Source organism: Arthrobacter alpinus, assembly GCF_900105965.1.
GTDB lineage: Bacteria > Actinomycetota > Actinomycetes > Actinomycetales > Micrococcaceae > Specibacter > Specibacter alpinus.
In genome coordinates, this window is the sequence record NZ_FNTV01000001.1 from 3,116,302 (window position 1) to 3,138,699 (window position 22,398).

The 22,398-nt window shown below is 61.9% G+C and carries 19 protein-coding genes; 7 read left to right on the top strand and 12 right to left on the bottom strand.

Features of this window, described 5'->3' with window-relative positions; translation table 11 throughout:
• Positions 1 to 13 precede the first annotated feature (13 nt).
• Entirely contained in the window at positions 14 to 2,536 is a 2,523-nt protein-coding gene (locus BLV41_RS14270) for a rhamnogalacturonan lyase (protein ID WP_074712229.1), read from the top strand.
• A 101-nt stretch (positions 2,537 to 2,637) separates the two neighbouring features.
• Here BLV41_RS14270 and BLV41_RS14275 read toward each other — a convergent pair whose 3' ends face one another.
• A complete protein-coding gene (locus BLV41_RS14275) occupies positions 2,638 to 3,312 on the bottom strand; it encodes a rhamnogalacturonan acetylesterase (protein ID WP_074712230.1) in 675 nt (224 codons plus the stop codon).
• Between the two features lie 280 nt (positions 3,313 to 3,592).
• Between BLV41_RS14275 and BLV41_RS14280 the strand changes: the two genes are divergently transcribed.
• Positions 3,593 to 5,644 (top strand): beta-galactosidase, encoded by a 2,052-nt coding sequence (locus tag BLV41_RS14280; protein ID WP_074712231.1) that lies wholly within the window; start codon positions 3,593 to 3,595, stop codon positions 5,642 to 5,644.
• Between the two features lie 105 nt (positions 5,645 to 5,749).
• Here BLV41_RS14280 and BLV41_RS14285 read toward each other — a convergent pair whose 3' ends face one another.
• From BLV41_RS14285 to BLV41_RS14320, 8 genes are all read right to left on the bottom strand, one after another.
• On the bottom strand, positions 5,750 to 6,433 hold the full coding sequence (locus tag BLV41_RS14285) for a hypothetical protein (RefSeq protein ID WP_074712232.1): 684 nt from the start codon (positions 6,431 to 6,433) through the stop codon (positions 5,750 to 5,752).
• A 2-nt stretch (positions 6,434 to 6,435) separates the two neighbouring features.
• On the bottom strand, positions 6,436 to 7,359 hold the full coding sequence (locus tag BLV41_RS14290; protein ID WP_074712233.1) for a carbohydrate ABC transporter permease: 924 nt from the start codon (positions 7,357 to 7,359) through the stop codon (positions 6,436 to 6,438).
• Positions 7,356 to 8,309 (bottom strand): carbohydrate ABC transporter permease, encoded by a 954-nt coding sequence (locus BLV41_RS14295; RefSeq protein ID WP_074712234.1) that lies wholly within the window; start codon positions 8,307 to 8,309, stop codon positions 7,356 to 7,358. Before BLV41_RS14295 ends, BLV41_RS14290 begins: the two co-directional genes overlap by 4 nt.
• 18 nt (positions 8,310 to 8,327) lie before the next feature.
• Positions 8,328 to 9,614 carry an ABC transporter substrate-binding protein gene (locus BLV41_RS14300; RefSeq protein WP_074712235.1) on the bottom strand — a complete coding sequence of 429 codons (1,287 nt, stop codon included), beginning with the start codon at positions 9,612 to 9,614 and terminating at the stop codon, positions 8,328 to 8,330.
• Positions 9,615 to 10,140: 526 nt separating this feature from the next.
• On the bottom strand, positions 10,141 to 11,481 hold the full coding sequence (gdhA, locus tag BLV41_RS14305; RefSeq protein ID WP_074712236.1) for an NADP-specific glutamate dehydrogenase: 1,341 nt from the start codon (positions 11,479 to 11,481) through the stop codon (positions 10,141 to 10,143).
• A 163-nt stretch (positions 11,482 to 11,644) separates the two neighbouring features.
• On the bottom strand, positions 11,645 to 12,298 hold the full coding sequence (locus BLV41_RS14310) for an ArsR/SmtB family transcription factor (RefSeq protein WP_074712237.1): 654 nt from the start codon (positions 12,296 to 12,298) through the stop codon (positions 11,645 to 11,647).
• 69 nt (positions 12,299 to 12,367) lie between these two features.
• Positions 12,368 to 13,909, bottom strand: a complete 1,542-nt coding sequence (locus BLV41_RS14315; RefSeq protein ID WP_074712238.1) for a DUF7937 domain-containing protein — start codon at positions 13,907 to 13,909, stop codon at positions 12,368 to 12,370.
• A gap of 90 nt (positions 13,910 to 13,999) precedes the next feature.
• Positions 14,000 to 15,148 (bottom strand): acetoin utilization protein AcuC, encoded by a 1,149-nt coding sequence (locus tag BLV41_RS14320; protein WP_139244338.1) that lies wholly within the window; start codon positions 15,146 to 15,148, stop codon positions 14,000 to 14,002.
• Here BLV41_RS14320 and BLV41_RS14325 point away from each other — a divergent pair.
• The 5 genes from BLV41_RS14325 to BLV41_RS14345 all read left to right on the top strand — a co-directional run bounded on the left by BLV41_RS14325 (position 15,147) and on the right by BLV41_RS14345 (position 19,118).
• Positions 15,147 to 16,700, top strand: coding sequence for a TrkH family potassium uptake protein (locus BLV41_RS14325; protein ID WP_244516915.1), 1,554 nt, complete (start codon positions 15,147 to 15,149; stop codon positions 16,698 to 16,700). The genes BLV41_RS14320 and BLV41_RS14325 overlap by 2 nt on opposite strands.
• Positions 16,693 to 17,379, top strand: coding sequence for a potassium channel family protein (locus tag BLV41_RS14330; protein ID WP_044577375.1), 687 nt, complete (start codon positions 16,693 to 16,695; stop codon positions 17,377 to 17,379). The genes BLV41_RS14325 and BLV41_RS14330 overlap by 8 nt, the downstream gene beginning before the upstream one ends.
• A 62-nt stretch (positions 17,380 to 17,441) precedes the next feature.
• Positions 17,442 to 17,939 carry a methylated-DNA--[protein]-cysteine S-methyltransferase gene (locus tag BLV41_RS14335; RefSeq protein WP_280138621.1) on the top strand — a complete coding sequence of 166 codons (498 nt, stop codon included), beginning with the start codon at positions 17,442 to 17,444 and terminating at the stop codon, positions 17,937 to 17,939.
• Positions 17,940 to 17,950: 11 nt separating this feature from the next.
• Complete coding sequence (locus BLV41_RS14340) at positions 17,951 to 18,511, top strand: RNA polymerase sigma factor (protein ID WP_074712242.1); 561 nt, start codon at positions 17,951 to 17,953, stop codon at positions 18,509 to 18,511.
• Positions 18,498 to 19,118, top strand: a complete 621-nt coding sequence (locus BLV41_RS14345; RefSeq protein ID WP_425284278.1) for a methylated-DNA--[protein]-cysteine S-methyltransferase — start codon at positions 18,498 to 18,500, stop codon at positions 19,116 to 19,118. Before BLV41_RS14340 ends, BLV41_RS14345 begins: the two co-directional genes overlap by 14 nt.
• A gap of 170 nt (positions 19,119 to 19,288) precedes the next feature.
• Here BLV41_RS14345 and BLV41_RS14350 read toward each other — a convergent pair whose 3' ends face one another.
• The 3 genes from BLV41_RS14350 to BLV41_RS14360 all read right to left on the bottom strand — a co-directional run bounded on the left by BLV41_RS14350 (position 19,289) and on the right by BLV41_RS14360 (position 22,397).
• Positions 19,289 to 20,275: an Lrp/AsnC family transcriptional regulator gene (locus BLV41_RS14350; RefSeq protein ID WP_074712244.1), complete on the bottom strand. Its 987-nt coding sequence runs from the start codon at positions 20,273 to 20,275 to the stop codon at positions 19,289 to 19,291.
• 96 nt (positions 20,276 to 20,371) lie between these two features.
• The gene (locus tag BLV41_RS14355; protein ID WP_074712245.1) at positions 20,372 to 21,619 is read right to left on the bottom strand and encodes an amidohydrolase; all 1,248 of its coding nucleotides are present in this window, start codon (positions 21,617 to 21,619) and stop codon (positions 20,372 to 20,374) included.
• A gap of 13 nt (positions 21,620 to 21,632) precedes the next feature.
• Complete coding sequence (locus BLV41_RS14360) at positions 21,633 to 22,397, bottom strand: hypothetical protein (RefSeq protein WP_074712246.1); 765 nt, start codon at positions 22,395 to 22,397, stop codon at positions 21,633 to 21,635.
• Between the last annotated feature and the right edge of the window lies 1 nt (position 22,398).

Genomic DNA, 22,398 nt, shown 5'->3' on the forward strand with positions numbered 1-22,398 from the left:
GATGGATTCGACGATGAATCTCAACACACATCCATTCCGCACAGCACTGGCCCTGGCAGCCTCCGCGGCCCTGGTCCTTGGCTCGGCACCACCTGCCAGCGCCAAACCCGACGGCGCCTCCACGGGCAGCATTCAGCTTGAAGCGCTGGACAGGGGGCTCGTGGCCGTCTCCACCACGGAAGGGGTGTTCCTCAGCTGGCGGCTCCTGGGCCCTGAGGCTACCGGCGCCACCGCAACAGGCCTTGCCGGACCCGGCTTCACGGTCTACCGCAATGGCACGAAGATCGCAGCCGTCACAGACAGCACCAACTATGCAGACGCCGACGGAACGGCAAGCGACCGTTACACCGTGGCACCGGTGATCAACGGCGTCGAACTTGCGCCAAGCAGTGTCGCAACGGCTTGGGAAAAGGGCTTCCACGACATCCCCCTGTCACGTCCCGCGGACGGAGCCACTCCGGCAGGCGAGAGCTACACGTACGCTGCCAATGATGTTTCGGTGGGTGATGTGGACGGCGACGGCGCCTACGAGTTCGTGGTGAAGTGGGACCCCTCCAACGCCAAGGACGTCTCGCAGATTGGATATACCGGCCCGGTCTTCATCGACACATACAAGCTCGACGGGACGCTGCTCAACCGCATTGATCTCGGCGTGAACGTCCGTGCCGGCGCGCACTACACGCAGTTCATGGTCTACGACTTTGATGGCGATGGCCGCTCGGAAACCATCCTCAAGACCGCGCCCGGCACCAAGTCCACAGGATTCACCGCCACGGGCACGGTCAGCAACGAATCGTTTGTGACACTGCCGAAAGCGGACATCAAGGCAGGCTGGTCCAACGGCGACGACTACCGCATGAGTGCCTCGGACTACCACGAGCACCTGGTGGGCGTGTTCCAGGGCTGGGCCGAGCATCCCGAAGTGGTGGCAGGCAACTGGCCGGCCACACTGGAAGAGGCGTTCGGCATCCCGGTAACCCACAACTACCCGCTGTCACGCTCCAGCGCCGTGGAACTGGTGGACTATTTCATGGACGACTACGCCCCATCCCGCAGTGCCCGGAACCAGCTGCGCAGCTTTGAGGGCTTCATCGTCGACGGCCCGGAATACCTGACCGTGTTCGACAGTGCCACTGGCAAGGAACTGCAGACGGTGCCCTACGAGCCCGGCCGCGGCGACGACGGCCTGATGTGGGGCGACTATGCCATGGCCAGGATCGAACCAGGCAACCGGGTTGACAGATTCCTCGCCGGTGTTGCCTATCTCGACGGCGAACACCCCTCGGCCGTATTTGCGCGCGGGTATTACACCCGCACCACCATGGCTACCTACGATTGGAACGGCAAGGCCTTGACCCAGCGCTGGATGATCGACAGCGGCCATGCACCCATGGGCAACCCCTTCAACGATTCCCCGCACGGCCGCGACGGAACGGATCCCACCTACGGGAAGATCACCACCCAGGGATTCCACTCATTGAGCGCCGCCGATGTCGACGGTGACGGGCGGCAGGAAATCGTGTATGGCTCCGCTACGATCGACGACGACGGTTCTGTGCTGTACAGCTCCTTCGACCAGATGCCGCCGGGAAGTGCCGAACCTGGCGTGAATGCCCGGCTGGGCCATGGCGACGCCATGCATGTTGCGGATATTGACCCCAACCGCCCCGGCCTGGAAATTTTCACTGTCCACGAAGGCGGAGCCTGGGCTCCCTACGGTTCGGCACTGCGCGATGCCGCGACGGGAGAAATCCTGTTTGGCGCATACTCCGGAAAGGACACCGGCCGCGGCATGATCGGCGACGTACGCAGCGACGTGCCCGGGATGGAAGCCTGGTCGAGCATGCCCGGTGGCACCGATGCCAGCGGGCTGCTCAGCTCCACCGGAACCATGCTTTCCGCGGCGACGCCGGGCACGAATCAGTCCATCCGTTGGTCCGCCAACCTCACAACCGCGCTCGTCAACGGCAGCGGAGATGCCACTCCCACCATTGACGACTGGGAAACGGGCAAGGCACTGACCGCCACGGGGACCCGCACGAACAACGGAACCAAGGGAACGGCATCGTTGGTGGCTGACGTGTTTGGCGACTGGCGCGAGGAACTGCTGGTGCGCACCGCCGATTCCAGCGCGTTGCGGATATTTACGAGCACCGAGGTGACCACGCACAAGCTGACCACCCTGATGCACGATCCCCAGTACCGGGTGGAGGTGGCGCGACAAAACACCACGTACAACCAGCCCGCGTACACCAGCTTCTACCTCGCCAGTGACATGGACTTCACCAAGGTTCCCGTGCTGACCCGGCCCGCAACGCCGACGGAGCCCAAGTTCGTGGACGCAGGGAAGTCTGCGCACGGGATAGTGATTACGCCCAACAGCGCAACAATGGACTACTACATTGACGGGGTGAAGGCGAAGCACGGCTCCACCAAGGTCACGGCGGCCACCGTCACCGTCACAGCGGTGCCGAAGCCGTACGTTTCAATCGCCGACGGCGCCACCTCGCATTGGCAACACACCTTCAAGAAGTAGCCGCCCGCAGTGCCTTGAGGATGCCGCACACGCAGCCGCCCCGCAACGACGCATTTTTGCGCACGTACGGGGCGGCTGCTCAAGGCACGGGCAGCTGCCATTTATCCGACTTCGAGGGCCACCTTGATGGCTTCATGGAACCCGTCCCGGAATTCCCGCAGCCGCTGCGCAACGAATCCCGCAACGAGGGAAGCCCCATGCTGGTTGAAATGAGTGTTGTCCGCGATGCCTTCGGGCCAATGGGCGTGGGTGCCAGGCCCGAAATGCGTGAAGTACGCCGCCGCCCCTTCCTCGCCGGCAGCGGCATACAGCCTGCTAGTCCAATCGTGGAGGTCGATCACCGGAACACCCATGTCATCGGCGATGCCGCCTACCGCCTCGGCGTAGTCCGCCAGCGTGGCGACCGATACCCCGCCGTGGAAGTTGCGCCGCTCCACGGAGGTGCACAGCACGGGGCTTGCCCCCCTGCCGCGAATTTCCCTGACCATGCGGCGCAGATTCATGGCATATCCGGCATCGGCCACCAGATGCTGGCGCTTTTGGTCATTATGGCCAAATTGGACCAGCACCATGTCGCCCGCGTCCGCCGTGTCCATGAGGGCCTGCCACAAACCTTCTTCCCGGAAGGACTCCGTCGTGGCGCCGCCTTTGGCGAAGTTGTGGACGGCCGCCCACGCATGGACATGCGGCGCCAGATGGGCGCCCCAACCACTCATGGGGAACTCTTCGGTGGGGCAGTTGGCTACGGTGGAATCGCCGGCCAGGAGGATCTTCATGGTTGCTCTCTCGATGGGTGGCCACGTCCCGCAGTGGGTGCGATGTTGGCCCAATGACTTATTCACAGCCTTCCGGACCCACTGGACGGAAAGCGCTTTCTAAGCTAGACCCTAGGGGCGCGCCTCCCCTCAGCGCAAGCCCTTGACGCCGGGGACGTCAATTCTGGAAATTGATGTAAAGAACTCGAGTTGGCACTGGAATTGTGATGGCGCCCACCACTAGGCTGGGGTTTTGTGAAACCTTTCAATTTCGACTAAAACACTCGACCACAGGAGTTCCATGCCGTCCCCGACCCGCGAGAAATCCAGCCACCCTGACAGCGGAGCCCAGGAGCTGCGCACCACCCGTTTATGGGAGTCAATCCCGGGCCTTTCCTACGGCGGGGACTACAACCCCGAACAGTGGTCCAAGGACATCCATGTGGAGGACATCGAGCTAATGCAGCAGGCCGGCGTCAACGCCCTGAGCGTCGGCATCTTTTCCTGGTCCTGGCTTGAACCGTTCGAGGGGCAGTACGACTTCGACTGGCTCGATGAGATCATGGACAATCTTGCCTCAGCCGGCATCAAGGTGGCCCTCGCCACGGCAACGGCGGCACCGCCGGCCTGGCTCGTCCACAAGCATCCTGAGATCCTGCCCGTCACCGCCGAAGGAATCGTGCTGGGACCGGGGTCGCGGCGGCACTACTCGCCGTCGTCGTCCGTCTACCGCCGCTACGCAGCCGGGATCACGCGCACGCTTGCCGAACGCTACAAGGACCACCCGGCACTGGCGCTGTGGCACGTCGACAACGAACTCGGCTGCCACGTCAGCGAATTCCACGGCCCCGAAGACACTGCCGCTTTCCGGGCCTGGCTGGGCCGGCGCTACGGCACCATCGAGGCCCTGAACGCGGCGTGGGGAACGGCCTTCTGGTCCCAGCGCTATGGCAGCTTCGAGGAGGTCCGGACGCCGGGGCCGGCCCCGAGCACGCTGAACCCCACACAGCAGCTTGATTTTGCCCGCTTCAGCTCCTGGGCGCTGATCGACTTTTACTCCATGCTTGTTAGTGTCATCCGCGAGGTCACCCCGGACATTCCCGCCACCACCAACTTCATGGCCACGAGCGCCACGAAGGCCCTGGACTACTTTAACTGGGCCAAGCACATGGATGTGGTCGCCAACGATCACTACCTGGTGGCCGCCGATCCTGAACGCCACATCGAATTGGCCTTCAGCGCTGACCTGACCCGCGGCATTGCCAGTGGAAAGCCGTGGATGCTGATGGAGCATTCCACATCCGCCGTCAACTGGCAGCCGCGCAATACGCCCAAGCTGCCCGGTGAAATGCAGCGCAACTCGCTGGCCCATGTATCACGCGGTGCCGACGCCGTCATGTTCTTCCAATGGCGCCAAAGCAGGGCCGGCTCCGAGAAATTCCACTCGGCCATGGTGCCCCACGGCGGAACGAACACCCGGATCTGGCGCGAGGTGGTGGACTTGGGTGCCGCCCTGCAGGCCATGTCTCCGGTGCAGGGCTCCCTTGTGGAGTCCCGGACAGCCATCATCTTTGATTACGAATCATGGTGGGCCAGCGAGTTGGACTCCCACCCCAGCGCGGACGTGAAATACCTGGACCTGCTGCGCGCCTTCCACCGCGCCTTGTTCCTGCGGGGCATCACGGCGGACTTTGTCCACCCCTCTGCCAATCTGGACGGCTATGACCTGATCCTGGCCTGCACGCTGTATTCGGTGAACGACGCCGATGCCGCCAACATTGCTGCTGCCGCCACCCGCGGGGCAACCGTTCTGGTCACCTACTTCAGCGGCATCGTCGATGAGAACGACGCCGTCCGGCTGGGTGGATACCCCGGGGCCTTCCGCGATCTGCTGGGAATCAACGTGGAGGAATTCCATCCACTGCCCGAGGGCGGCGCTGCCAGCGTTGACGCCGGCTGGTCGGGGCGGATATGGAGCGAACACGTGCATCTGGCGGGGGCCGAGGCGCTGGCCAGCTTCACCGAATACCCGCTGGAGGGAGTCCCCGCCCTGACCCGGAATGCCACTGGCGCCGGCTCCGCCTGGTACCTGGCCACGTTCCCGGATGCGGAGGCGCTGGACGGAATCGTTGAAACCTTGCTTGAGGAATCCGGTGTGGCAGCCCCGGCGGTTGCCGCTTCCGGCGTTGAGCTGACGCGCAGGCGGGCAGCGGACGGCACCGGCTACCTGTTCGCCGTCAACCATGGCACCTCTGACGCCGCAGTCGCCGCTTCGGGCAGGGACCTCATCAGTGGCACACCGTTTGCCGGAGTGTTGGCTGCGGGCGCCGTGGCCGTCATCGCCGAAGCCTGATCTGCGGGCCGCTGCCACCACGGCAAAAAGGCGGCCGCCCGGTCTGCAGGATTTCCTGCGGACCGGGCGGCCGCCTTTCTTGCGATGCTTTTTGAAATTCCGGGCTTAGGCTTGCAGACCCATATGGCGGTAGTGCACTGATACCACGGCCAGGATCATGGCCCCAGGGACAATGAAGACCAGCGGCGGCAGCATCCACAGGAAGGTCAGGCACATGGCAAGGGCAGCGACCAGCAACGCGGTGCCGATCCAGTCGCTGGCTGAATCACGCTGGGCCTGCGCCCAAGCGCCAGGCCAAGCCGAAGGCGGGGCATCCGCCGTCGAGCCTGACAGCCCAGCGACGCGTTCCCGCTCCGCCTGCCACAACCCGGCAGCACGCAGCAACAGCACAGCAAGTCCACCGGCCAGCAGCACGGTGGCCGCCAGGACCAGCCGCCCGCCGGGCAGTTGTTCCGAGCCTGCCAGCAACACGTTGACAGCGGCAACAGCGCCGGCACCCAGCAAGGCGAACCCAAATTTCCAGCTGCCGGGCAGGGCAGCCCTGAAGTCTGCCCACAAGGAGGCAACGGTGTCCGGACGCCCCGCGATGTGCCGCTCCATGTGCGCCGCGCCGGCAGCGTAGGCCGCCGGCGCAGTCACGATGGGAAGCGCCAGGACAAACAGGCAGACCCCCAAGAGCAGCGTCTCGCTCAACAAGGCAAACTTGTTGACTTTTGGTGCTGCCGTGGCGGCAAGCCTGGCATTGCGTGCCTGCCGGGTTTCCCTGGCAGACCGGCTGGCGGAGGCCATGGCTATCCTTTCAATCCCTGGGTGGAGACGCCTTCAACGATGTGGCGTTGGAAGATGAGGAAGAACAACAGTACGGGGAGCAGCGCCAGGACGGACATGGCGATCATGGCGCCGTAGTCCGAGCTTTGAGTTTGGTCCACGAACAATCGCAATGCCAACGGCAGCGGGTACTTCTCTGGGCTGTTCAGGTACAGCAGCGGCCCAAGGAAGTCGTTCCAGCTCCAGATGAATGAAAAAATCGACGCCGTGATGATCGAGGGCTTCATCAGCGGAAGCATGATGCTAATGAAGATCCGCACATGCCCCGCCCCGTCAATCCGCGCGGCTTCGTCGAGCTCCCTGGGCAGGTTGCGCATGAACTGGACCATGAGGAAAACGAAGAACGCCTCAGCACCCAGGAACTTGCCCAACAGCAGCGGGACGTAGGTGTCCACGAGCCCCAGCTGCTGGAAAATGATGTACTGCGGAATGATGACCACGTGGAACGGCAGCAGCAGCGTGACGATCATGAGGGTGAAAAACAGCTGCCGCCCCGGGAAGTTGATGCGCGTGAACGCATACGCCGTCACAGTGGAGGACAGCACCACCCCCACAACGGAGCCGACAGCAAGAAACAGCGAGTTGCCAAAAAACTGCAAGGTGCTGACTCCGCCAATGCCGTCCATGGCCTTCACAAAGTTGTCAAAGCTGAAGTTGCTGGACCAGATGGCGGCGTTGCCCACAATTTCGCTGCTGGGCTTGAAGGACGAGGCGACCATCCACACGGCCGGGTACATCACCACCGCGATCAGGGCCAGGGACACGCCGTGGAACAGCAGTGACTTCAGGCTTCGGCCCAGAATGGTCCGGCTTTTCGGGTCGCGGCCGGCCGGTGCCCCTGGAGCGGCCGCGGGCACGTTCTTCGTCTTGAATGCCGTGGTTGTCATTTTTCATCTCCGCTGTAGTGGACCCAGTTGTTGGAGGTCTTGAAGAAGATCAGCGTGATGATGCCGATGGCGATGAGCAGCAGCCAGGCCATGGCCGAGGCGTAGCCCATCCGGAAGTCTCCAAAGCCGCGCAGGTACAGGTAGAGGGTGTAGAACATGGTGGATCCTGCAGGCCCGCCGGATCCGTTGGAAATAATGAACGCGGAGGCGAAGATTTGGAACGCGTGAATGGTCTCCATCAACAGGTTGAAGAAGATGACCGGGGAAAGCAGGGGCAGCGTGATGCTGGTGAATTTCTTCCCCCACCCAGCCCCATCCATCTCGGCCGCCTCATAGAGTTCTGCCGGGACCTGCTTCAGGCCCGCCAGGAAGATGATCATGGGGGCGCCGAACTGCCAGACCGTCAACAGGATCATCATGGGCATTGTCATGTTCGGATTGCCCACCCAACCGCCGATCCCGATCCCGAAGAAGCTCAGGAACTGATCCACCGGACCGGCGTCGCCAAACATAGCTTTCCAGACAATGGCGATGGAGACGCTGGCGCCAATGAGCGAGGGCACATAGAACGCAGAACGGTAAAAGCCCTGCCCGCGGCGCTTGCTGTTGAGCAGCATCGCAATGGCCAGTGCCGCCAACAGCTTGGTCGGCGTACCAAAGACCACGTACGTCAAGGTCACCTTGACGGACTGGAGGAAGCGTTCATCCGCGAACAGGTTCGTGTAGTTGTCGAACCCAATCCACTTTGGCGCTTCAAACAGGTTGTAGTTAGTGAATGAGAGATACAGCGAGGAGATCATGGGCCCGGCCGTCAGGACAATGAATCCCAACAACCAAGGCAGCAGAAAGGCGTATCCGGTGCGGGCCTCGGCCCTGCGCTGCTTGGACTTCTCATTTCGCAGCGGAGGGCCGGACTTCGCCCGCCGGGTGGGGGCTGGTGTTTGCGTCAATGCTCTTGCTTCCGTCTACTACGCGTTTTGCTTGATAACGTCTTCAGCCGAGGTGAACCACTGGTCAACAGCTTGGTCCACGGTGACCTTTCCGAAGTTCAACTCTTCCTGAATACGCAGGAACTCGGTCTCCAGCGTCCCGAAACCAACGATCGGCGGCTCCGGTGCGTCACTGAGGTACTTGGAGATGGACTCTTCATACGCCACCACCTGGGCGTCGACACCGTCAAAGGTTGTGCCCTCGCGCTGAATCTTCGACGCCGGAACGCCGCGGGAGGTCTTGAAGATTTCGCCAACCTCAGGCGAGTTGACCATGAAGTCGATGAACTTCGTGGCAGCTTCGGCGTTCTTGGTCTTGGCACTGGCCACCATCAGCATGGAAGGCTTCAGGAACAGGCCAAGGTTGTCAGGATCGTCCGAAGGACTCGGCACCATCTTCAGCTCCGTTGCCCCGGAGTCAGCGAGGTAGCCGGCCATGAAGTTGTCCCAGGTGGGCTCCGAGACGGTCTTGTTGGAACCGAAGGGCGACTTCGGCAACAACTGGGTGACCTTGTCCGAGGCAATAATGGCCGGTGTGCCGCGCAGCTCCGAAGCCATGTTCCACCACTTCCGCAGGTCCTCCTTCGTGAACCCAAGCTTGCCGTCCGCCGTGAATGCAGGGATATTGTTCTGGCGCAGCCAGATGTTGAACTGCCACCAGATGCCGGTGAAGTCGGTGGAACCGTTGTACTTTCCACCGCTCTTGGTGCCGGCATCGGTCAGGAACTGCTGGTACTGCGCATAGGTCCACTTGCCCGTCGGCTCGGCCACGCCGATTTCCTTCAGCTTGGCCGGGTCGTAGTAGACAGCGAAGGCGTTGGTGCTGGTGGGGATGCCAAACTGCTTGTCATTGACCTTGCCGGAAGGCAGCAGCGTCTTTTCAAAGCCCGACAGGTCGATGCCCACGTCGCTGAGGTCCAACAGTTGGTTGCGCTGGGCGTAGTCGCGCAGGTAGGACAGGTCCCACTGCATGACGTCCGGGAGCCCGCCGCCGGCGGCCTCGGTGGCACGCTTCTGCCAGTAGCCCGCCCAGTCCGAGAAGGTTCCAACTACCTTGATCGTCGGGTTCTTCTCGTTGAACAGGGCGATGGCCTTGTTGGTGCGCTCGGCGCGGTCATCGTTGCCCCACCAGGTGTAGTTCACAACGGTGGGGCTCTCCGCGGTGCCGGCACCGGCATCGCCGCCGGATTTTCCGCACGCCGACAGCAATGCGGTGGCAGCCACACCCGTGGCAATGGTGGTGATGAAATTCCTTCTGCTGATCATTGGAGCTCCCTTGCTCATTGACTCGAACGGCGCCTTGTGGCGGCCGCAGATTACGGTTATCGGGGGTGTCCGGCCACCATCTTGCTGTGACCCTGATTACACCTTCTGAAACGTTACAATAATCGCCATTCATCACCTTGGCAAGCGCATTCCCAAAATTCGCAGTGTGGCTTCATGTGAATTGTGAGCGTTAACAATTTAATCACGCTTTTGGAAGCCGTCTCTCGAGCCACCGTCCAGGCCCGCGGTCTGCGTCGGCAACAGCCAGGTCGATGCCCACACCATGGCGGAAGCCCTTCCGTGGCTGGTGGCCCGTCGCCAGTTCCAATCCGGGCCCGTCGCTGAGAATGCAGCAGAGTAGCGAGTTCCCCACTACGACAACCATGGATGGGCCTGTGAAATAGCCATGAACGCACCGCGGCGCGTCCCCTACCTGAGTGGGGAACGCGCCGTCGTGCGTTGCTAGGGATGGTGGGCTCGCGACTGCGAGGGACCAGCACCGAAAGTACCGGCTGAGGGAGAGGTCCTAGATGAGGCCCTGTGCCAGCATGGCGTCAGCAACCTTGACGAAGCCGGCAATGTTGGCGCCAACCACGTAGTTGCCGGGCGAGCCGTAGGTGTCTGCCGTCTCGGCGCAGCGGTCGTGGATGCCGACCATGATCTGCTGCAGGCGCGCTTCGGTGTGCTCGAACGTCCAGGCGTCCCGGCTGGCGTTCTGCTGCATTTCCAGTGCAGAGGTGGCCACGCCGCCGGCGTTGGCTGCCTTGCCCGGGCCGAACAGGATTCCGGCTTCCTGGAAGACGGCAACGGCACCGCTCGTGGAAGGCATGTTGGCGCCTTCAGCAATGGCGATCAGGCCGTTTTTCACGAGTCGGGTTGCGGCCTCGGTGTTCAGTTCGTTCTGTGTTGCGCAGGGAAGGGCAACAGCCGCGTTGACATCCCAGACGGAGCCGCCTTCAACATAACTGACCGAGGCGCCACGGCGAACCGCGTATTCCTTCAGGCGGCCGCGCTCTTTTTCCTTGATCTGGCGTAGCAGCGGAACGTCAATGCCGTTCTCGTCCACAATGTAGCCGGAGGAATCCGAGCAGGCAACAACCTTGGCGCCGAGCTGCTTGGCCTTGGCAATGGCGAAAGTGGCAACGTTTCCGGAACCGGAAACAATCACGCGCTGGCCATCGAGCGATGTGCCGCGGGTCTTCAGCATTTCCTGCGTGAACATGACGGTACCGAATCCGGTTGCTTCCGGACGCACCAGCGAGCCGCCCCAGCCAATGCCCTTGCCGGTGAGGACACCGGACTCGTAGCGGTTGGTGATGCGCTTGTATTGACCGAAGAGGTAACCGATCTCGCGGCCACCAACACCAATGTCGCCTGCGGGGACGTCTGTGTACTCACCAATGTGGCGGTACAGCTCGGTCATGAAGCTCTGGCAGAAACGCATAACTTCTGCGTCAGACTTGCCACGCGGATCAAAGTCGGAACCGCCCTTGCCGCCACCGATGGGCATGCCCGTCAGTGCGTTCTTAAAGATCTGCTCGAAGCCGAGGAACTTTACAATGCCCAGGTATACCGAGGGGTGGAAGCGCAGGCCACCCTTGTACGGGCCGAGCGCGGAGTTGAACTCGACGCGGAAACCACGGTTGATCTGCACGCGGCCGGCATCATCCATCCACGGCACACGGAAAATGATCTGGCGCTCGGGTTCGCACAGACGCTGAAGCACAGCCGCGTCAACGAATTCCGGGTGTTTGTCCAAAACCGGGCCAAGGCTTTCGAAAACTTCCAGCACTGCCTGGTGAAATTCTTTTTCCCCGGGGTTACGGGCTAAAACTTGCTCCCGGATTGTTTCAAGCCTGGTATCCATGAGTCTCCTGAAAAAGGGTGTGGCGCCGTACAGCGGCGCGTAAATAAGCTCACTGGCAATTTTCCAGCCACCGCAGCTCTAATACCAATTTTGCTCACGAACCGATACTGCATGCAAGATCATGCAGAATTCCCTCGAGCAAGAGGGCGATTGAATTCGCCTGTCAGTTTTTCCTACGTTTGAATGTAGGCAGCGTTGGAAGGTTAGCCAACAAATCGGCTGCCTTGTTGGCCGCCCTGCCCACACTACGGCTCAGTTGGCTCTGAACCCCGGCATCGACGTCGTTCGGGTGCACAATGGTTGCCACCTGGCGTGGGGCAGTCTGCACAGGAGCACTGGGGGTGACCTTGACTGCGGGAGCTGTTGTCTCTGCCACCGCGGCGGCAGGTGCGGCCACTGGAGCCGCGGAAGGCACGACGGCGGGAGCCGGCGAGGTGGCGTCGGCAGCAGCCGGACGGGGCTTGGTTGCAGGACGCGTGACCTGGCCGTCATCAACAGCAGAAAGCTTCCTTGCGGTGTCGGCCGGCTTGATAGCCGCCGTGCTTGGCGAAGCAGCACTGGCGCCCAATGAATCCAACCAGGTGGAAACCAGGGCCAGTGGCGCAGTGTTAAGGCCGTAAAAACGTTTCTGTCCCTGGGCGCGCATGGTCACCACACCAGCCTCGCGCAAAACACGCAGGTGCTTGGAAACTGTTGGCTGCGATACACCCAGTTCATCGACAAGTTGCCCCACGGCCTTGCTCTCCTGGGCCAGTGCTTCCAAGATGTCCCGACGGGTACTTTCGGCAATTACCGCAAAGACTTTTTCTGCAACCATCCCACTACCCTAGCGACATATGCCCGTGAGAGCATCTTGACTCGATCTCGCGCATCATTAAGTGGCCCACTAGTCCTTGTGCAGTGCGCCGGAAGCGCCCGTGCTGCCAACGTATTCCAACCAGCGCAACAGCTCCGGATAGGTCGAGGGGTTGCTGGCAATCGCCGCATGAGTCTGCGGGTACGCGGCAGCGAGTTCATGGAGCCGGGCATGGCTTGTGACCGGGTTTGCTGCCTCTGCCACAAGCACCGAGGTGCGCGGCACGCCTTCGAAACTAAAGCCGGCATTAGCAGCAGGAACGGCACCAAAGTGCTCGCGCATGGACTTGGGTGCCCACATGATCGCCAGAATCGCGACGGGAAAAACGATCGCCAAGATGACCGCGGGGCCGCTCAAGCCCCAGGACAAAGTTTTAGGGCCAACCATCACCAGAACAAGGAACAGGACAAACACAATTGCCGCGCAGGTGGTTCCCAACTTCCGCCCATCCCGAGTTCCGCGTTTCAGCGCTGCCGCCGCGGCGACGAAGCCGGCGATTCCGAGCATCGCCAAAATCAACGTGAACACCCATATAAACGGCGTCTCCTGGAAGTGCCGGAGGACGTACTTTTCAGTGAACAATACGCGGATCAGGTTCACGAGGGCCACGAGCGCCACCCCGGCGGAGGCGGCCATGCCGAGTTTCAGCACCGCAGCCAGTACCGCTTGCCACGTCTGTTGGGCCGGCTGGTGAATCATGCGGCGCTCGAGCGAGGGGGCAGCGGCGATCGCCCCGAAGGCCATCCAAAACACCACGCTGAACGTGGGCGATGAGCCGTAGAGACCCGCCACCACACGCGATGCCGGCGGCAGCGAGATGAAGGCCAGCAGCAGTCCGGCTGCACCAACCCCCGATCCCACAAGCCGCCAGGGGTTGCTCTTCAGGGAGATTTTTAAGGCAACCACGATGAACAAGACAGGGGTGAAGAGGCCAAGAAGGATCGGCGACATCAAGTACAAGGGGCCCAACGGCAAGGTCCTGCCGATTGCCACGAACCTGACAATCTCCACGAGTCCGGCCAGGACACAAAGCCCGGCCAGTCCCAGTAGGGCGGCCAACCATCGCCGGTCCCGTGCTGTGTCAACTGCGGGATCACCTAGTTCCGCCTGGCGCGGGGTAGCGGCCAGCACGGCGCCTGCCAAACCAAACGCCACGGCTGTGCCCAGGCCCTTGGGGTTCACCAACTCCACAATCAAATACCCAACAACCATCAGCAGGTAAGGCGCGTTGGCCAACAACCGCAGATCCTGCATCTTGCGGTAATTCCAACTGGTTCCGAATGCGCCCGATCGCCAAATGTAGCTCAGGCCAAGGGACAGCATGCTGATGATCGTCGCCAGGAGCACTTCGATCCGGCCCGCGGCCAGCGAGGAATCTCCTCCGGAACCGGGACTTGCCAGGCGCCAGTGCAGGAACAGTGAAATTGTCAGCAGCACCAGTGCCAGCGCGTCGGTGATGTAATCCCGGACCGTGATGGCCGCGAATGGGCTCTTAGCCGATCCGCTATCCACCGGCTCAGCCTCCGGCTGGCCAGAACTTGGCCAGGAAAGTTCCGGCGTGGTGTTGGTCATCTACTAGCTCCTGATGTTCGGCTTCGCGGCCACAAACGTACATGCTGTCATTCAAGAACCATCATGACAGGGCTCCCTGTGCTCCCGTGATTAATCGAACCAGGGGTCCAAGCCGTACAGCGGGAACACGGATTTCCTTGTCGCCATCACTGTCCGGTCCAGTGCGTCGGAGGGGTTGTAGCCCACCTCCCATGAGCGCCACCAGGTGTCGGCGTCGTCGCCCATAAGCAACGGCGCCACGTGGCCGTACTTCTCCGCCACATATGTCCGCCATGCCTCGGGGACGGCAGTCCGCAGCGGTACCGGCTTGCCAGCCACGATCGCCATGAGGTGACTCCATATTCGTGGGACCGCACTGTAGAGGTCATAGCCCCCGCCGCCGGTGGCCAGCCAGCGCCCGCCGCAGACCTTTTCGGCCAGCGCAGCAATGCTCAGTGCGGCCTCCCGCTGACCGTCCACACTGGTGTTCAGATGGGTGAGTTCGTCGTCCCGGTGGGAGTCACAGCCGTGTTGACTCACAATAATTTCCGGGCCGAAGGCCTCCACAAGTTGAGGTACGACGGCGTGGAAGGCGCGGAGCCAACCGGCATCTGAGGTTCCGGCCGGCACCGCAACGTTGACGGCGGAACCCAATGCGTTGGGCCCGCCAATGTCGTTGGCGAAGCCAGTGCCGGGAAAAAGCGTCATGCCGGATTCATGAAGGGAGATGGTCAGGACCCGTGGATCATCCCAAAAGATGCGTTCCGTGCCGTCGCCGTGGTGGGCATCGATGTCAATGTAGGCCACCTTGGACACTCCCGAGGCCAGCAGCTTGGTGATGGCCAGGGCGGTGTCGTTATAGATACAAAATCCGCTGGCTTTACCGGGGAATGCATGGTGCATTCCACCACCAAAGTTCACCGCACGCAGCACCTCCCCGCCCAGGATGGCTTCAGCGGCTAGCAGCGATCCGCCGGCAAGCCTGGCGCTGGCCTCGTGCATCCCGGCAAAAGCCGGATCGTCCTCGGTGCCAAGGCCACGGCTGGGGTCCGAACGTGTGGGGTCCTCCCCCACATGGCGCACGGCAGCTATGTAGTCGCGGGTATGAACCATTGCGAGTTGGTCGTCCGCGGCCACATAGGACTCGGTCACTGTGACCTGGGGGAGGCCAAAAATTCCTAGCTCTCGAGCCAAGCGGGCCGTGAGGTCTAGACGCTTGGGCGACATGGGATGGTTGGGGCCAAAATTGTACGCAGACATGGCCGCATCGCAGACTATGCTTGTCGGGACGGCCGCCGGTCCTGTGCTGGCAATGGATGACATCCATCACAGGCTATCGAAGTCAGGCCGCAAATGCCGTATCCGCGGCGTCATCACGATCCAGGGCAGGAGGGGCAGCGCAGCGTTGACAGATCCTTCAACACTCACCCGCTGGCTCCCGCGATGGCCCCTGCGAGTGATCGTCAGCGTCCGCGATTTCGTGGACAAGGTAGCCAATAGTTCGCCGGCCCGGTTGGCGCTGATTGTTTTTTTCTTGGTCATTCTGGCATTCACGCTGGCGCTCAGCTTGCCCGTGGCATCCCGTTACGGGCAACCCACGGCATTCCACGACGCCTTGTTCACAGCAGTCTCCGCTGTCTGTGTGACGGGCCTGACCACTGTCTCCACGGCGTTGCATTGGTCGTTCTTTGGACAGCTTGTCATCTTGATTGGCATCTTCGTGGGCGGCCTGGGCATCTTGACCTTGGCCTCCTTGATGTCACTGATGGTGAGCAAGCGGCTGGGTGTGCGTGGCAAGCTCATCGCCCAGGAAGCCATGAATGCCGGGCGCCTTGGCGAGGTCGGTACGCTGCTGCGCATTGTCATCAGCACCTCCGTAGCCGTTGAAATCGCCCTGGCCCTGGCCCTGGCTCCGCGGTTTTTGATTCTGGGCGAATCCCTCCCCCAAGCCATTTGGCACGCCACGTTTTATTCCATCTCCTCCTTTAACAACGCCGGTTTCACACCGCATTCCGACGGTGTGGTCCCCTACGAGGCCGATCTGTGGATTCTGATCCCGCTGATGATCGGCGGCTTCATCGGAAGCCTGGGTTTCCCCGTCATGATGGTTCTGTTGGCAACGGGGTTCCGCGTCAAGAAATGGACACTGCACGCGAAGCTGACCGTCCAGGTATCCCTCCTATTGCTCGGTGCCGGCGCCGTCATGTGGGGTGCCATGGAGTGGACCAACCCTGACACCATCGGCACCATGAGCGTGGGCGACAAGATCACGCACTCCATCTTTGCCTCCGTCATGACCCGCTCCCTTGGTTTCAACCTCGTGGACATGAACGCCATGCACACCCCCACCATGCTGCTCACGGATGCCTTGATGTTTGTGGGTGGTGGTTCCGCCTCCACAGCCGGCGGCATCAAGGTCACCACCTTGGCCGTGATGTTCCTGGCCATTGTGGCCGAGGCCCGCGGTGATTCGGACGTAAAAATCTACGGCCGCACCATCCCCCAGGGCACCATGCGGGTTGCCATCTCGGTCATCATGATGGGCGCAACCTTTGTCATGATCGCCACCGGACTGCTCCTGGCCATCAGCGGCGAAAGCCTGGACCGGGTGCTCTTTGAAACCATCTCGGCCTTCGCCACGGTGGGTCTGAGCACGGGGCTCAGCGCCGAGCTCCCGCCGTCGGGCGTTTATGTTTTGTGCGCCATGATGTTCTTTGGCCGCGTCGGCTCCATCACGCTGGCCGCCGCACTGGCTCTTCGTCAGCGTCGCCAGCTGTACCACTACCCGGAAGAGAGGCCCATCATTGGCTGAGAAAACAGATTCCAGCAACCGCCCGCCGCACAATGCCCCGGTTTTGGTGATTGGTTTGGGCCGGTTCGGTGCCGCCACCGCACACCAGTTGGTCAAGCAGGGCCGTGAGGTGCTCGCCATTGAACGTGATAGGGCCCTGGTGCAAAAGTGGGCCGGCGTGCTCACCCACGTTGTCGAGGCGGATGCCACAGACATTGACGCGTTGCGCCAGCTCGGGGCACAGGATTTCAGCTCGGCGGTTGTGGGTGTGGGAACGTCCATTGAATCCAGTGTGCTCATCACCGTAAATCTGGTGGATCTGGGCATCGCGCACCTGTGGGTCAAGGCCATCACGCAATCGCATGGCAAGATCCTGCGACGGATCGGCGCCAACCATGTCATCTACCCCGAGGCCGATGCCGGCGTCAGGGCAGCGCACCTGGTGGGTGGGCGAATGTTGGACTTCATCGAGTTCGACGACGATTTCGCGATCGTGAAAATGTATCCGCCCAAGGAGACCCAGGGCTTCACGCTGGAGGAGTCCAAGGTTCGCTCCAAGTACGGCGTGACGGTGGTTGGCGTGAAATCCCCCGGCGAGGACTTCACCTACGCGCAGCCGAACACGCGTGTCTCGAGCCGTGACATGCTCATCGTGTCGGGCTACGTTGACCTGCTGGAGCGGTTCGCCGCGCGGCCCTAAACTCACACTTTTGTGGTGGCCGGCGTCTACAGGGCAGGAGGTATTTTCTTATGATCCAGCACATGATTTTTGACTCGCCCCTGGGCCCGCTGACGGCTGTGGCGAACGACGCCGGGCTGCAGGCCGTCTACATGCGCGCACACAAGCGCCTTCCCGCTTTGGAGACGTTCGGAGCGGAAGTTACTGCGTCGTCCTCCCCAGTTCTGGCCGCGACGGCCGAACAACTGGGCGAATATTTTTCCGGGGATCGGCGTGAGTTTTCACTTCCGCTGGCGCCGGTTGGCAGCGATTTTCAGCACCGGGTGTGGGCTGCTTTGCGTGAAATCCCCTACGGGGAGCTCCGCAGCTACGGTGATTTGGCGGCCCAACTGGGTGATCGTTCCATGGCTCAGGCCGTTGGTTCTGCCAATGGCCGCAACCCCATCAGCATCATCGTCCCCTGCCACCGGGTAGTGGGCGCGGACGGTTCCCTGGTGGGGTATGCCGGCGGATTGGAACGCAAAGAGTTCCTCCTTGAATTGGAGAACCCTGCCCGGTTCCACACCGAGGCCTTGTTCTAGGTGAGCACGTTTTGAGTGGCCCAGCCGGTGGCACGCTACCGCCTTTCGAGACGCTGGTGGCTGAGCATGGTGGCACCGTGTTGCGCGTCTGCCGAGGTTTAGTTGGTGTGGACGACGCCGATGACATCTGGCAGGAAACATTTTTGGCCGCGTTGCGTGTGTATCCCACCACCGCGGGCGTGCTCAACCGTGAGGCATGGCTCGTTACGATCGCCCGCAACAAGGCTATCGACCATCACCGCAAGCTCCAGCGCCTGCCGTTGCCTGTCGACAGCTCCACCGCTGCTGAGGTACGGGTCGACGACGGTGACGCTCGGCTGGGCGGGGGTGACGGCGTCGTACGCTCCGTCATTGCCGGGGAGGCGGCGGCGCAGGTGTGGGCGGCGCTCGGCCAGCTGCCACCTACCCAGCGGGAAGCCGTGGTGTACCACCATCTGGCCGGGCTTCGTTATGCCGCGGTGGCTGAACTTTTGGGAAATTCGGAGGCTGCTGCGCGGCGGGCCGCATCAGATGGCATGAAGACTTTGCGCAGTTTGTTGTCGCCGGAGGAAAGGACTGATGAAAATGGTTGAACACACGATTCCTACCGAGCTTGCCCCTGTGGCTCCTGCCGACCCTGAGGCGTTGAATCGGCTGGGTGGGGCGTTGCTGGCGGCTGCCACGTCTGGCGGACTGCTGGACATTGGCTACAGGGTGGTCGATTCCCCGTTAGGACAGCTGCTGCTGGCAGGCACGGAAGCCGGGCTTGTTCGGGTGGCCTTTGCCACGGAGGGGCACGATCTGGTCTTGGAGCAGCTGGCCACAACCATTGGTCCACGAATCTTACGGGCACCATCGCGGCTGGATCGTGCGGCAATTGAACTCGAGGAGTACTTTGCCGGGCGCCGCACGGATTTTGATCTTGCCCTTGATCTCAGGTTGGCTACGGGTTTCCGCCGCGAAGTCTTGGATCATCTACCCACCATTGGGTACGGACACACGGCCAGCTATGCGGCGGTGGCAGCCATGACATCCAGCCCGCGGGCCGTACGGGCCGTGGGCACCGCGTGCGCCCGCAATCCGCTGCCGCTGGTACTTCCGTGCCACCGGGTGGTCAAGTCCGATGGCAGCCAGGGCGCCTACTTGGGCGGAGTGGAGGCAAAAGCGCTGCTGCTGGCCCTGGAGTCGGGACCGAAGTAGTCCCCACTGGCCCCCTCACCTCACACCGCCCCATATCGAATCAGACGGAGCGTCGTTGAGGTAGACGTTCCGCAGGGTCTACTTCAGCGGCGCACCGTCTGACTCGACGAATATGCCCGCTACTGGTGCCCGAGTTCCTCGGTGATCTTGGCTGCGCGACCGACCGGCGACTACGGCTCCTGGGCAACTCCGTCTTGGTAGATCACTGTGGTTCGTTTGAAAATTTCCGCGTAAATGGAGGACCGGAGCTCAGTTATCCCCTCCAACTTCCGCAGGCCCTCAAGCAAGACATGCAGCTCGTCCAGCGTCGCCACGGCAACCTGTGCCAGTATCTGTTCCCCGGAGGCAGCGGCCCAACGTGTCACGGGCAGACTCCCCAGGTACTTTCCCAGTCCGTCGGCCGCCGCATTGTTGCTTGTCAGGCTGATCAGGGATTCCACGGGGAATCCCAGCGCCGCCGGCTCCACAACCGCCCTGATGAAGAGGATGCCGGAATTGGTCATTCCTTCCAACCTGCGGCTGACAGTTGCCTTTGAAACGGACAGTTCAGCTGCCATCTCATCCACACTTGCCCGCCCATTGCGGTGGAGCAGCTCCGCGATGCCCCTGTTGGTCTCATCGAGGGAAGCACCTGGGTTGGTCTGACGAATGGCCGCAAGTTGGCCATCTTCGTCCGGATGAAGCGCCCCATACTGCGCTTTTTCCAAGATCTTCGGCGTCCAGCCAGTGGGTGTTCGAAAGTACTCCAACAGCGGCACCATGGTGAAGGACTCCACCCCGTCCACCTCCGACAGAGAATGGTAGAGGAATGCGCTGAGTTCAGCTGTCGAGATCCATATCTCCGCGACTGCCTCGTTTGCTCCGGAAAGTGCACTGACCCACGAAGACTCTTCCCGCGCAGCAAGCCAGGAGCACACCCTGCGAAGGTCCCTCGGGGCTGCTCTCACGCGCAGCAGGAAAGCGGCCCGTGAACTTATCTGCGAGGGGTTGACAAAGGAGTTGGTGCGCACCACACCGGACTCGAGCAGCTTGTTCCCGCGCCGCGCCACGGTTCGTTCCTGTTGTCCAAGAACCTCGGCGATCAACCGCCACGAGGCGCGGCCGTTGCGTACGAGGGCAGCTATTATCTGCCTGTCGAGCACATCAAGTTGCTCCACGTCCGGATCCTTTCACTTTAACCTCGAAGGCTTGACGCGCCCGCGTAATTTCACCGGGCCGGCGTTAGGCGGCAGCCGTACGCCGGCCCGGTCGCCTCATGGACGTCCCAGAAAGGCTAGCACTCCGGAGAGCGCGGCACCTGTTCCGCCAACAACGGCGGCCCGTGCGTCTGGTGCGAAGTATGGCGAGTGGTTGCCAGCTGGTGCAGCCCCGTCCTCGAAGAGCGCCGGATCGAAGGCGCCAAAAGCCCAGAAAACACCCGGAACGCCAATAGCATCGCTGAGCCACCCGGCGTCTTCGGACCCCATGCCCAAGGGAGCATCGATCAGCGCATCAGCGCCGAAGTCTTGCGTAAATGCCTCGATCACGCGCTGGGCGGATGCGGGATCGTTGTAGCACCGGGGGAAGCTGTTCAGTTCTACGATTGTGGGCTCCGGTGCCCCCGAGGCGGCAGCTTCGGCGGAAATGATCCGCCGGATTGCGGCCAGGACGACGGCGCGGGTGTCTTCATCGGGGGTGCGAACGTTAACGGAGAACTCGGCGAATTCCGGAATAATATTTTCCTTCAGCCCCGCATGGAACGTCCCCACGGTGACCACCGCTGGGGTTGACGGTGCCAGCTCGCGGGAGACGATGGTCTGCAGGCGAAGCACCATGGCAGCGGCGGCAACGATCGGGTCGATCGACTTTTCTGGCTGGGAGCCGTGCGCCTGCCGGCCGTGGACGGTGATCTTCCATGAATCGGCCAAACTGGCCATATGTCCGCCTCGGACCAGGATCTTGCCTTGGCTAATGGGCATGACGTGTTGGGCAAGCACCACTTCCGGCTTGGGAGCGCGGTTCCACAGTCCGTCGTCGACCATGGCCTTGGCTCCATAGGCGGTCTCCTCCCCAGGCTGGAAGATCAGGACCAGGGTTCCCGCCCACAAATCGGTGCGTTCCAGAAGCAGGGACGCGAGGGCCAGTGCCGCGGTGATGTGTGTGTCGTGTCCGCAGCCGTGCATCACGGGTGCGGTACTGCCATCGGGCAGGGTTCCGGACGCTTGGCTGGAGTAGTCAAGCGCAGTCTGTTCGGCAATGGGAAGACCGTCAGTGTCGGCGCGGAATCCGATGACGGGGCCCTCACCATTGCGCAGAATGCCCACCACTCCGGTCCCGCCGCAACGGAAGGATTCAATGCCCAGACCGGCGAGGTGTTCTTCGATGTAGGCCGCCGTCTCAAATTCTTGGGCTGACAGCTCAGGGTTGGCGTGCAAATATTTGTAGATGTCCACGTAGTCCTCCACGAAAGATGACGGAACTTCGACGGCGGAACTGAGGCGTACGCCCGTGGTTGTGATCATTTCTGGCTTCCTTCTATCGAATGGGATGGGTGGTGGGAGCGGAAGTCATTGACGCAGTGGCATCCGGGCTGACCGTCTTATGTGCGGCCTTATGCCTGGCAAACCAAGAAATGGCGATGGTGACGACCACGGCCAACGCGGTGGAGTAGTTGGTCAGCCCTGGAACCATTGGGACCACGACGAAGACCATGGCGGCCGCAACGATGACGGCAATGATTGTAATTCGCCGGCTCTTCATGGCAATGACGCTCTGGAGGACAACTGCACCAAAGATGGCTGGCAAAATGTAGCCGCGGGCTGTCGCGATGAGAAGCGGGGGAAGCATTCCCACAAGCCAGGTCCCCAACACACCTACGAAGATGATCAAGGTGGTGATGTGAACCATTACGGCTCCGATGATGGCGCTTCCTGCTATGAGCTCGGCCCGACGCGTCCCGGGCTTCTCGCCAAGGTTTGCTTGGGCAATGATGGCCGCTGGCAGCAGCTTGCTGGAAATGTTGCCAATGAGGAAGGCCTGGTACATCGCCGAACGCCCAAGGATGGGAAAGTAGGAGATCGGTTCAATCACGGCAATGACGCCGAAGGTTGCCAGGACCGCACCGACAGCGGTTGCCAGTTCGAGAACGGTCACGCCCATGCCCGTGCCGAACGCGGTGTACAGGGCGGCAGCTAACGAGATCAGCAGCCCGAGCCCCAATGTGATGGGGCCCCAAAGGGAGGTGGTGCGGTCGAAGGCTGCAAATCCTGAGGATTTTTCAACGGAAATCTGTGTGGACATC

Coding starts and splice junctions, on each gene's coding strand:
- BLV41_RS14270 (WP_074712229.1), top strand. CDS start 14: ATGAATCTCAACACACATCCATTCCGCACAGCACTGGCCCTGGCAGCC.
- BLV41_RS14280 (WP_074712231.1), top strand. CDS start 3,593: ATGCCGTCCCCGACCCGCGAGAAATCCAGCCACCCTGACAGCGGAGCC.
- BLV41_RS14345 (WP_425284278.1), top strand. CDS start 18,498: ATGAAAATGGTTGAACACACGATTCCTACCGAGCTTGCCCCTGTGGCT.
- BLV41_RS14355 (WP_074712245.1), bottom strand. CDS start 21,619: ATGATCACAACCACGGGCGTACGCCTCAGTTCCGCCGTCGAAGTTCCG.
- BLV41_RS14290 (WP_074712233.1), bottom strand. CDS start 7,359: ATGACAACCACGGCATTCAAGACGAAGAACGTGCCCGCGGCCGCTCCA.
- BLV41_RS14335 (WP_280138621.1), top strand. CDS start 17,442: ATGATTTTTGACTCGCCCCTGGGCCCGCTGACGGCTGTGGCGAACGAC.
- BLV41_RS14360 (WP_074712246.1), bottom strand. CDS start 22,397: ATGTCCACACAGATTTCCGTTGAAAAATCCTCAGGATTTGCAGCCTTC.
- BLV41_RS14315 (WP_074712238.1), bottom strand. CDS start 13,909: ATGACCAACACCACGCCGGAACTTTCCTGGCCAAGTTCTGGCCAGCCG.
- BLV41_RS14320 (WP_139244338.1), bottom strand. CDS start 15,148: ATGTCTGCGTACAATTTTGGCCCCAACCATCCCATGTCGCCCAAGCGT.
- BLV41_RS14285 (WP_074712232.1), bottom strand. CDS start 6,433: ATGGCCTCCGCCAGCCGGTCTGCCAGGGAAACCCGGCAGGCACGCAAT.
- BLV41_RS14275 (WP_074712230.1), bottom strand. CDS start 3,312: ATGAAGATCCTCCTGGCCGGCGATTCCACCGTAGCCAACTGCCCCACC.
- BLV41_RS14300 (WP_074712235.1), bottom strand. CDS start 9,614: ATGATCAGCAGAAGGAATTTCATCACCACCATTGCCACGGGTGTGGCT.
- BLV41_RS14325 (WP_244516915.1), top strand. CDS start 15,147: ATGGCCGCATCGCAGACTATGCTTGTCGGGACGGCCGCCGGTCCTGTG.
- gdhA (WP_074712236.1), bottom strand. CDS start 11,481: ATGGATACCAGGCTTGAAACAATCCGGGAGCAAGTTTTAGCCCGTAAC.
- BLV41_RS14310 (WP_074712237.1), bottom strand. CDS start 12,298: ATGGTTGCAGAAAAAGTCTTTGCGGTAATTGCCGAAAGTACCCGTCGG.